Raw genomic sequence first — 9,777 nt, 5'->3', positions numbered from 1 at the left:
CGCTTGGGATCCTCGGCCGCCTGCCGAAGGCGGGTCGCGGCGATCGCCGTCAGCTCCCCTTCCGCGAGCCCCGCCGCCGGGGAACGGAGGCTGCCCTGAACGAAGCGCAGCTTGAGATACTCGCGAAAGGTGGCGGCGAATCGGCCGGCGTCTTCGGCGAAGGTCTCGATGAGGGCCTGACGAAAATCGCGGGCGATCTGCTTGTTGTCGGGGTCCCGGCCGCGCTCGGGAGGCTCCGGAAGGTGAGCCACACCCTCCGGGAGGTCCAGCTCGGTGGCGGGGGGCCAGTAGGCAGCGGGACGGGCATCCGCCGCGGCCATGAGGATCTCGGCAAGCGTCGAGAGCCTGGCCGGAACCTCCAGAATACAGAGCGAGCCGTCGCACTTCTCGCGACGCAGCCGGGCCACGTCCGCTGCCTGGTAGATGGCGGGCAGGATGGTGAGGATGAGGTCCGCCGCCACCCTCGCCCCCGCGCGGTCCTTGGCCGCCCGGCGCCGATCCTGGACCTCGACGGCGAGGCTGAAGAGCTTATCCAGTGGCGGCGTCTCGTGGAGCAGGGTACGCACGAGGCCCGGGGTATCGGATGCAACGGACTTGCCGAGCCTGCCGAGTCCCGCGGCCAGGTCGCTTCTGACCCTTTCGCTCCGGTTGAGCAGGTCCGTGAGGATCGCCGTCGCCCGCTCCAGGCGTTTGTCGTCCTCGCCCAGACCCAGCAGGAGGCGAAACTGCGGGTCCTCCAGCAGGCGCCAACTGGGCACGGCATCGAGCTTCTTGCCCTCGTAGTTGGGCGGGACCTGCTTGACGACGCCGAGGATGCCGTCGTCCACGAAGACCGGCATGCCGGAAGCCCCTTTCCAAAGCTCCTCGGAGAAGGGCTTGGCGTCCTCGATGACCTCGAAGTAGGGGGAGGCGGCGGCCATGGTGCGGACCTTGCCCCCGAACTCGCCCGGCTCGCGAACTCCCTCGCGGCGGTCCGCCCGGGCGAAGCCGGCGCCCTCCCATTCCTCGCCTTTGCGCGGCTTGCGGTCGAGCAACCTGGGTAGAGGCAATTGCCTCAAGGACTCGGGCCTTGGACAGCGGATCAGGGCCGCGTCGAGATCGCCGTCTCCGCGCCAGACGACGTCGGCCGCCTTGATGGATATCCAGCGGCCCTTCGCCGCGCAGCCCTTCGCGCTCGCGTGGTACCAGCACACGCGGATCGGGGATCGGGGATTGCGGCCCACGGGATCGACCACGTGGCGGGAGGTCAGCACCAGCTCGTCGCTCACGGGATAGCCGCTGCCAATGCTGCCTGCTCCGGGTCGCCCTGGCCCCCTCGACTGGGCCTTGGTCGGCGCAAAAATCGCCGCGATCTGATCCTTTTCCATGTCCATGGCGCGTTATCCGTCCGTGACGGGCAAGTCAGCCCTCCAGCGTGTCCTCGTCGCTCACGTCGAAGGGCGAGCGGTCGGCGGCATTGAGCGGCTTGAGGCGGAGCTTGAGCTTGTGCGTCTTGGCCTCGTTGGCGCTGACCTGGGCCTCGGCATTGTAGACCCAGAGCTTCACGCCCCCGCCGCCTTCGGCACCTTTGGTGAGAGAAACCTGGACCTCCAGCTCCACGTCAGCGATCTCGAAGCGCAGCTCGGATTCGGATGCATCGGCGCGGGCCTTGAGCAGCTCGGCTCGCAGGTCCGAGAGCATCTCGGCAAGCGCGATCTTCTTCACCTGGCTCATAGCAAAAATATTCCCCGATATTCGAAATCTCGACCGGGCGAACGGTAGACGAACGAGATTGGTGTGTCCATGTTGCCCACGGATCCCGCCCCCTGCGACCTCCGGCGTCCCACTGTATCTGGCAGCGGCCTCGTACCCGAGCCACCCCTGCTCCAACGGCCCGGCGATGCTACGGTTCGATCCGCTCCAAGCGTAGTGCAATTGAATCTCCTATCCTTAGGGAAATGCTGCGGTATCCAAGGCTTCCCGCGGAACAGGGACGTACCGTCATCTGTCATGCGCCTGAGCGACTGGCAGAGAAAACGCTCCGAGGGTCGCATCTCTCGGACCGCGAGCCGAAGAATGTCCGGATGGCATTTTTCAGCGCTTCCACTAGGAGAGCGAGCATGTCATTGAGCTTGACTATCGACTATGGGAACGGTGCGCAGAAGACATTCGGCAAGGTTGACGTCGGACCGCTCGCCGAACCAGTCGGTGGACGTCCCGACGAGCTGGATGTCTTCGACGTTCTAGACGCCGCGGCGAGGATGGAACCGGGCCTTGAGTATGAATTCAAGGTCACGCTAGCGTCCGATCGCGCAGGCAATGAAGGGGGTCATATTCTGAGCGTGGACGGCGTATCGGGCGAGAACGCCAGCTGGCAGGTGTGTGTGAACCGCAAACCGGGAGTCGTCCAATTGAGGCGTCCGACACCAGGGAGCTTCCAACCTCGTGGCGAGCCCAGGATCGAGGACGGAGACGCCATTGCGCTACGGCTGATCGGCGGTTCCTGATCCTCTCCGTGAGCCCGCGCGGCCGGCAGAGACGGGAGGGTGCGCGTCACCCCCCCGGGCGTCGTCCGCATCCCTGCCGGCGGTCTCACCGCATACGGCCCTTCTCGGCATCAGCAGCTTGACCCAGCGCTTCGGTGCGCGGGCGATCCTGAAGCATCTCTCCCTTGAGCGCTGCGCCGGGGAGTGCATGGCCTTGGTGGGAGAGTCGGGCGCCGGTAAGTCCACGCCGCTGAACCTGATCACGGACCTCGAACTCCCCGATGCGGGACGGATCCACATCGATGGCACCGACAGCACCAGGGTCGACGAGGACTCACGGACCCGGCTGCGCCGGACCAAGGTCGGCTTCGTCTTCTAGGTCTTCCGCATCCTGCCTCGCCTGACCCTCGCCCGGAGTGTGGGGCTGCCGCTGGTGCTCCTCGGCGCCGGCCCGGCCGAGCGTGCCGACCGCGTCCAGGGGCTCAACCGGTCTTCGTCTGACGTCGATCAATGCCCCGCGAACCGGACTGCCCTGAGAATGTGAGCCCCGTGGCTCTCCCGCCTTGCGCGCGCGGTTGATGTTGTCGTACGCCTCACACGTCGGATCTCGGATTCCTCATAGAGCGCCATCCTCGGCGCAACCCGCGACGGCACTTGATGCACCCGCTGTCTCGGCGAGCGCGCCGCTCCTGCCAAAGAAGGCACGGGAATCCGAAAAAGGAGATGAGACGGGTAGACACCACCCCATGCGCAAGTCCGATCTCCTCCCCTGCAGCATCGCGGCCCCGACAGCCTTGAATGGGGTGTGGCGGTGAGCTCGTTGCGCCCTTCCCGGATTGCCTGGGCGCCAGGCTCCAACGGGGGATCAAGCCCTGAGGGTCCAAAGGGAGGGGCGAGACGGGTGTCCGCCGATGCCCACGTCTGGGGCCGGCTGCTTCTGATGCTCCTCGTGCTCGCACTGCTCGGGGCCTGCGGGGGCGAGTCCCCCCAGCTTGCCAAGGGCCAACCGACGCCCCCCTTCACGCTAAGCCGTCTCGAGGGCGCGCCCATTGCCTTCCCCGCGGACCTGCAGGGACAAGTGGTCGCAGTACGCTTCTGGGCCGACTGGTGCCCCTTCTGCGAAGGCGAGATGCGGTCCATCGAGCCCGTCTACCAGCGCTACCGGGACCGGGGCCTGCGCCTGCTCGCGATCAACGTCCGTCAGGACCGGGAGACGGCGGCGGCCTTCATCGAGGCACTCGGGATCTCCTATGAGGTACTGCTCGATCTAGACGGTGCCGTGGCCCGCTCCTATGGGGTCAGCGGCCTTCCCACCACCGTCTTGCTCGACCGTCAGGGCCGGCTGGCCGCGCGCATCCTGGGCGAGTCCACCCCGGAAGTCTTCGAGCGGATGGTGAAGGAGCTCCTGTGAGCGGCCCTGTCGACGTGGGTCTGACACTGCCGCTGGCATTCCTCACCGGCGCGCTGGGCGCCCTGCACTGCCTCGGCATGTGCAGCGGTCTCGCCGGGGGCTTCTTCGTGCGCTGCGGTGGCGGGATCGTTCCAGTGCTGAGCTATCACGGAACCCGCATCCTGGTCTATGGCGTCCTGGGTGCGGCCGGCGCCATCGCGGGCCGGGTGCTCGTCCAGCAAGGCATCATCGGCAAGGGTCAGGGGCTGCTCATGATCGTCGCAGGCCTGATCATCGTTGGACTCGGCCTGAGTCTGGTCTGGCCGCCAACCGGCCCGAGCGGGTGCCGGATCGGCTCCTTCGAGACGCCGGCCATGCAAAAGGCGGTGAGCCTCAATTCCAAGCCGCTTTGCTCCCGGCCCTGGCATGCCGCGGTCGCCGGCGCCTTCAACGGGCTGGTCCCCTGCAGCCTGACGGTCTCCATCGCCATCAAGGCGGCTGCGACCGCCGACCCCCTGCGTGCCGGAGTGTTGATGGTGGTCTTTGGTCTGGGCACCTTGCCCACCATGGGACTGGTCAGTCTGACCGGCACCGCCATCGGCCGCAAGGTCCGCGGTTTGTCCGCCAAGCTTGCGGGCTTGGCAGTCATCGTCCTCGGCCTCTGGACCCTGTACGAGGGCTGGGTCTTTTTCGACATCATGCGCGGCTTGAGCAACTGGTAGAAAACACCGTAAGTTACCTACCTTTCCTCCAATCCATATCACGAACCTCAACCGAGGAGCCTAGACCCATGTGCGATCACCACGACCCCCATCACGATCGGGCGCGCCGCAACCTGTTCAAGCTGGCAGGCGCCCTCGGCCTCGCCGGCCTCGCCGGACCCGTCCTGGCGTCGAGCGACCGGCCCGTCGGGGCCCTGGTCCCGGGCAAAGGCTGGGTCCCGGCGGAAGGCGAGGCCTGCCCTGGGGACGGCACCCCGCTGCAGTTCATCCCCCGGACGGCGCCCGACCCGGATCCGCTCACGGACGAGCTCGCCAAATACCCCAAGTGTCCCTACTGCGGCATGGACCGTACCGAGTATCAGCACAGTCGCCACCTCGTCCAATATGAAGACGATCTGGTGGATGGCACTTGCTCCATCCATTGCCTGGCGGTCAGCCTGTCCCTCAACCTGGACCGGGGCCCGAAGGCCGTCTATGCGGCCGACTTCGGCTCCGAGGGCGCCATCAAGCCCCTGGTTCCGGTGGACTCCGCCACCTATCTCGTCGGCAGCAAGCTCAAGGGCACCATGACGACCGTGAGCAAGGTGGCCTTCGCCGACAAGAAGGCCGCCGAGGCGGTACAGATCGCGCAGGGTGGCGAGCTGGGTGGCTTCAACGAGGCCCTGACCCAGGCCTATCTGGGCATGGCCAAGGACACCCTGATGATCCGCAGGAACCGCGCAGAAAAGCTTCGTAAGTTGATGGAGAGGAAGGCGACCTGAGACACCGGGGCCAGCGCCTTACGCCTCGCGAGGCGCCTGGACCTGTCCAGGGACAAAGCGTCTCGCCGACCGCACGCTACCAAACCGGACGCGAGACGCCGGCTAGGTCGTGTCGTCAGGACGAGCCGGCGTTGCGCGCGGCCGGGCTAGGGCCTCGTATGCCTGGAGGAAATCCTCACCGAACAGGCCATGGAAGTCGCTCTCGGCCTCCTGCGACATTTCGCGGTAGAGCGTCTCGTAGAGGCTCCACAACCGCGCCTTGTGCGTCATCGCCAGGACCGAGACACGACCCTCACCTTCCGCCAGCTGCTGCTCGAGCTGGGCGGGGTCGAAGCGCGCAAGCACCCCGGCAAGCGCCGCACGCATGCCCGCGACGAATCCCTCGTGATGGGAGCGCAGGCTCTCGTGCGCGTCGGCTAGGCTCTCGAGCGGCGGCATGAACAGCTGTTCGCGCGGCGCCAGCATCTGGGCAATCGCCGCGTCGAGACCTGGCGCGAACTTGAGCGGGTTGTTGTAGCGCGGCAGCTCGACCGTCGCGTCGGCGTGCACCTCGTGCTTCGCCTGCGCCCGCGCAGCCAGCAGGTCGCGCAGCCCGCGTATCGTCTCGCGCATCACCGTGCCGATGTCCTCCATCAGCCGCGGCGTCAGGCCGCCGGGGACCTGCAGGTCGCGCACGCCGGCACCGCGCAGCAGGGCCGCCAGCAGCACATCCTCGTGCCCGACAGACCCAACCGCGGGGGACATGGCAGCACCCGCCTGCTCGGCCCCCCGCCCAGGCGCAATGGAGGCGTGGGCCGGTGGGCCCGGCTCACCCCCGTCGTGCCCCTGGTCCGCAACGGCCACCGTCGCGATGACGCCCCGAGGGACCGCCGCACCCTCCTCCGACAGCGGCCGCACCCCGGCCCCTTCCAGGAGTATGGTCGGCTCGTCCGCCGATGCGTCGCGATCTAGCACCATCGGCTCGGTCACGCGCAGCGTGCAGTCTCCGATCTGCAGCTCGTCGCCGTGCGCGATCGCCCGCGCGTTGCCGCGACCCACGGGGCGGCCGTTCACGACCACGGGCACGGCGGTGCCCTGATCGCGCAGGAGGAAGTGGCCGTCCTGGAACTCAATGGTCGCGTGCGTGCGCGAGATGATCCGTCTCGGATCGGGCAGCAGCAGCGTGGAATCCCGTGCGCGGCCGATCGTGCCGCCCGCGGCGTCGAATTGGGCGCGCTCGGCCCCCTCGACCGGACGACCCTTGTAACTGATGAGCTCAATGACGATCATCAATCAGGACAATGCAGGCACGACGCGTACGCGTCAAGGAGTCGCGCCGTCCCGGCGCGCTTGGAGAACCGCCGCATCGAAAGGACGAGGACATCACGATGATGGAGCAAGGGCCAAGGGCCGTCGCGGTGTCATCCGGCTGGGCCCACTTCGCGCGGGAAGCGGTTGCCGGCATCTCGGCCGCATTCGTGCTCGTGGCGATCATGCTGCCGCTCGGGCTCATTGCCTTCGAGCCGATCGGCAAGGACGCGGCCATCCAAGCGGGGCTGAGCACCGCACTCGCCTGCGCCCTCTTCGGCAACCTGTCGGCACTGGTGCTACCCGGCCCGCTGCTTCCGAACGAGGTTCCGCGTGCCTCCTCGGTACTCCTGTTCGCCGCGTTCATCCTCGGGATCTCCGGCGACCCGGCCTTCGCGCAATCCCCCGCGCGAGGCACGGTGGCCATCGTCTTCCTGGCGGCGATGTGTGTCGCCCTGACTGGTGGCATCCAGATCCTGTTCGGGCTGCTGCGACTCGGCAACATCGCACGCTTCGTCCCCTACCCCGTGGTCGCGGGGCTCATGACCGGGATCGCGCTTTCGCTCGTCATCGCGGAGCTTCCCGAGGTGCTGGGCACCCACGGGGCAGGTCACGACAGCGGGTGTGAGGCCACCGCTGTCCACGGCAACGCGGGGCACAGCGGCGACCACGACATCAATCCCACCTCGATCCTGGTCGGTGCGGTGACGATCTTTGGGTTCCTGTTGGCGCGCAAACTGAGGCCGGCGTGGCCGTCGAAGCTGATCGGGCTCGCCGCGGGGACCGGTGTCGCTTTCGTCATTACCCGCTACGCTCACGGCGACGTGGGCCAGCATGTGCCCTTCCTTTGTGATGTCCCGATGCCGGACGCGCTCCTGCCGCTTCCTTCGGCGGACAGCCTCGACCTCGCGCTGCGTCTGGCTTGCGACCACAACCTCCTACTCACGGCATTCATGATTGCAGTCGTGGGCTCCCTCGACAGCCTGCTCACGGCGATCGGCGAGGCGGACGAGCCGCTCGGCACCGCGCAGAGTCCGAACCGACTGCTGTTGGCGCTGGGTTGCGGCAACCTGATGTCGGCGCTCTTCGGGGGGGTGCCGGTCGCGTACTCGTCGCACCACGCGATGGAGGTGGCGCACCAGGGCGGCGGCCGCAAGCTGGTCTCCAGCATCGCGACCACCACGACGCTGGTGCTGCTGCTGTCGTATGGCAACCCACTGCTGAGCATGATTCCATTGGCCGCGCTGGCGGCCATGATGCTGGTGATCGCGGTCGGCCTGATCAATCGTTGGGCGAGCGCCACGATCGACCGCGCGCGCCGTGGCCAGTACGACCGCGAGCTGCTCGTCAACATCGCCCTGGTCGTGGTGGTCGCCGCCGTGACGATCCTGTCCAGGCCCGTGGACGGTGTGATCGCCGGCCTCATCCTGTCGCTGGTGCTGTTCGTGGCGGTCATGAACCGCTCCTTGATCCGGTCGGTACGCACAGGCGCCACGCGCGGTTCGCGCCGCGTGTACCCTCCAGAGCAGGCGAGCCTGCTGCGCTCCGAGGGCCATCGGATCAAGCTGATCGAGCTCGACGGGGCGATCTTCTTCGGCACCGCCGACCGCCTCGCCTCCGAGACGATGCGGGCGGCCGAAGGGGCCCAGTACCTGATCCTGGACCTGCGCCGCGTCACGATGATCGACGCGTCCGGTGCGCTCATGCTACAGAAGCTGAGGCGCCTGCTGCGGGAGCGGGGGGTGGCCCTGCTGCTCGCCTACATCAGAGCGAGCAGTCGCCTGGGGCGCGCCATCCAGGGCGCGGGTGTGTTCACGGAGCGCCACCACCCGGACTGGTTCGACGATGCGGACCGGGCACTGGAATGGGCCGAGCGGCAGCTGCTGGAGCAGGCGCAGGTCACGGTCAGGCACGGTGAGCTCGCGATCGGCGAGTTTGCGTTGCTCAAGGGTCTCAAGCCCGTCGAGCTCGAGCTCATGAAGCCCTACCTCGACCGGCAGCTGTTCCCGGCCCGCGCGGCGCTCTATCGCGAGGGGGAGCAAGGCGACCGCCTCTATCTGCTCGCGCGAGGTGCCGTCAGCATCGTCGTAGAGGACCCCGAGGGGCGGAGCGAACACAGACGTGTCGTGACGCTGGCGCCGGGCGTCATCTTCGGCGAATCCGCAATGATCGAAGGGGGCGCGCGCTCGGTCACCGCGATCGCCGAGACCGAGGTCGTCACCTACAGCCTGTCGCGCGGCAACCTCGAGTCCATCCGCGCCCGCGATCCGGACCTATACCGCCGGATCGTCCTGAACCTGCTTGGCCACGTCTCCGGACTACTGCGGATGACCACCGGCATCCTGCGGGACACCTCCGAGTCGGTGGAGGCTGAACCGGTCGGGTGATCATTGCGCCCCTCATACGCAGCCGTCAGGGCTCGCTTGGCGCCGCGTCCCACCCGGTCGCGTAGGCGCGCCGGAGCTCGCGCTCGAACACGGACCAGAAGTCCTCCTTCGCCTCCTTCGCGATGTCCTCGTAGAGCTCGAGCAGGAGATCCCACTCGCGCGCCTTGCGGCTGGCCGGCAGGAAGCGGTCGAGAGCGCCCTTCGCCTCGACCCGCTGCTGGAAGGACTGCGGGCTGAATCGCTCCAAAAGGCCCTGCAACGCCGCCTGAATGCCGGCCGCGAGGCCACGGTCGTGGGCGCGCAGGTCGTCGTACGCCTCGGCGACCGCCTGCACCGCCCCGATGAGGTCGGCGCGCTCCGGCGCCAACAGGTGGCGCAGTGCGACGTCCAGGTCCCAGGCCGACTTCAGCGGGTTCACCGCACGTTGACCAATGATGGTGATCTCGGCATGAACGCTGCTCTGCGCTTGTGCCCGCAGACGCAGCAGATCCAGGGTGCACGCGGTCATCGAGCGTAGCAACCGGCCCAGGTCCTCCATGAGCTGCTCATCCACACCGCGCGGCAGCTCGAGCCACGGCACACCGAGCCCCTTCAGCAGCGCCTGCTGGAGCGCCTGGGCAGGCGCGGCCTCGGAATCGGGGGGCGGGGGCGTCGGATCACTCATGGCCCTCGGTGTGATCTCAACCGATGATGCGCGTTCCTCGCGCGGCTGTGACCGAGTCTAGTCGAAAATCCGGCATGCGCGCAGACGCAGCGGCGGCCTCA

The 9,777-nt window shown here is 67.7% G+C and carries 10 protein-coding genes; 6 read left to right on the top strand and 4 right to left on the bottom strand.

From position 1 onward, the window contains the following. The coding region (locus LJE61_RS11430; RefSeq protein ID WP_296918466.1) for a trypsin-like peptidase domain-containing protein at positions 1-1,373 on the bottom strand (1,373 nt) is incomplete at its 3' end. A 28-nt stretch (positions 1,374-1,401) separates the two neighbouring features. Continuing rightward, complete coding sequence (locus tag LJE61_RS11425; protein WP_296918464.1) at positions 1,402-1,713, bottom strand: trypco2 family protein; 312 nt, start codon at positions 1,711-1,713, stop codon at positions 1,402-1,404. Positions 1,714-2,099: 386 nt separating this feature from the next. Between LJE61_RS11425 and LJE61_RS11420 the strand changes: the two genes are divergently transcribed. From LJE61_RS11420 to LJE61_RS11400, 5 genes are all read left to right on the top strand, one after another. Continuing rightward, positions 2,100-2,486 (top strand): hypothetical protein, encoded by a 387-nt coding sequence (locus LJE61_RS11420; RefSeq protein WP_296918462.1) that lies wholly within the window; start codon positions 2,100-2,102, stop codon positions 2,484-2,486. A gap of 118 nt (positions 2,487-2,604) precedes the next feature. Beyond that, on the top strand, positions 2,605-2,844 hold the full coding sequence (locus LJE61_RS11415) for an ATP-binding cassette domain-containing protein (RefSeq protein ID WP_296918460.1): 240 nt from the start codon (positions 2,605-2,607) through the stop codon (positions 2,842-2,844). Between the two features lie 522 nt (positions 2,845-3,366). Next, positions 3,367-3,876 carry a TlpA disulfide reductase family protein gene (locus LJE61_RS11410; RefSeq protein ID WP_296918458.1) on the top strand — a complete coding sequence of 170 codons (510 nt, stop codon included), beginning with the start codon at positions 3,367-3,369 and terminating at the stop codon, positions 3,874-3,876. Further along, the gene (locus LJE61_RS11405) at positions 3,873-4,577 is read left to right on the top strand and encodes a sulfite exporter TauE/SafE family protein (RefSeq protein WP_296918456.1); all 705 of its coding nucleotides are present in this window, start codon (positions 3,873-3,875) and stop codon (positions 4,575-4,577) included. The genes LJE61_RS11410 and LJE61_RS11405 overlap by 4 nt, the downstream gene beginning before the upstream one ends. A gap of 68 nt (positions 4,578-4,645) precedes the next feature. Next, positions 4,646-5,338 carry a nitrous oxide reductase accessory protein NosL gene (locus LJE61_RS11400; protein WP_296918454.1) on the top strand — a complete coding sequence of 231 codons (693 nt, stop codon included), beginning with the start codon at positions 4,646-4,648 and terminating at the stop codon, positions 5,336-5,338. A 102-nt stretch (positions 5,339-5,440) separates the two neighbouring features. Here LJE61_RS11400 and tagH (LJE61_RS11395) read toward each other — a convergent pair whose 3' ends face one another. Beyond that, the gene (gene tagH / locus LJE61_RS11395) at positions 5,441-6,607 is read right to left on the bottom strand and encodes a type VI secretion system-associated FHA domain protein TagH (protein WP_296918470.1); all 1,167 of its coding nucleotides are present in this window, start codon (positions 6,605-6,607) and stop codon (positions 5,441-5,443) included. A gap of 98 nt (positions 6,608-6,705) precedes the next feature. Between tagH (LJE61_RS11395) and LJE61_RS11390 the strand changes: the two genes are divergently transcribed. Beyond that, a complete protein-coding gene (locus LJE61_RS11390; RefSeq protein ID WP_296918452.1) occupies positions 6,706-9,012 on the top strand; it encodes an SLC26A/SulP transporter family protein in 2,307 nt (768 codons plus the stop codon). A 25-nt stretch (positions 9,013-9,037) separates the two neighbouring features. On the opposite strand, the gene tagH (LJE61_RS11385) is transcribed toward LJE61_RS11390, so the two are convergent. Further along, the gene (tagH, locus tag LJE61_RS11385; protein ID WP_296918468.1) at positions 9,038-9,691 is read right to left on the bottom strand and encodes a type VI secretion system-associated FHA domain protein TagH; all 654 of its coding nucleotides are present in this window, start codon (positions 9,689-9,691) and stop codon (positions 9,038-9,040) included. Between the last annotated feature and the right edge of the window lie 86 nt (positions 9,692-9,777).

Source organism: Thiocapsa sp. (genome assembly GCF_022340925.1).
In the GTDB taxonomy this organism is placed as follows: Bacteria; Pseudomonadota; Gammaproteobacteria; order Chromatiales; family Chromatiaceae; genus Thiocapsa.
This window is presented reverse-complemented; position numbering and strand designations above follow the sequence as displayed.

What these genes read in the sequence shown, in the direction of transcription:
- LJE61_RS11425 (WP_296918464.1), bottom strand. Translation starts at nt 1,713, where the DNA reads ATGAGCCAGGTGAAGAAGATCGCGCTTGCCGAGATGCTCTCGGACCTG.
- LJE61_RS11420 (WP_296918462.1), top strand. Translation starts at nt 2,100, where the DNA reads ATGTCATTGAGCTTGACTATCGACTATGGGAACGGTGCGCAGAAGACA.
- LJE61_RS11400 (WP_296918454.1), top strand. Translation starts at nt 4,646, where the DNA reads ATGTGCGATCACCACGACCCCCATCACGATCGGGCGCGCCGCAACCTG.
- tagH (WP_296918470.1), bottom strand. Translation starts at nt 6,607, where the DNA reads ATGATCGTCATTGAGCTCATCAGTTACAAGGGTCGTCCGGTCGAGGGG.
- LJE61_RS11390 (WP_296918452.1), top strand. Translation starts at nt 6,706, where the DNA reads ATGATGGAGCAAGGGCCAAGGGCCGTCGCGGTGTCATCCGGCTGGGCC.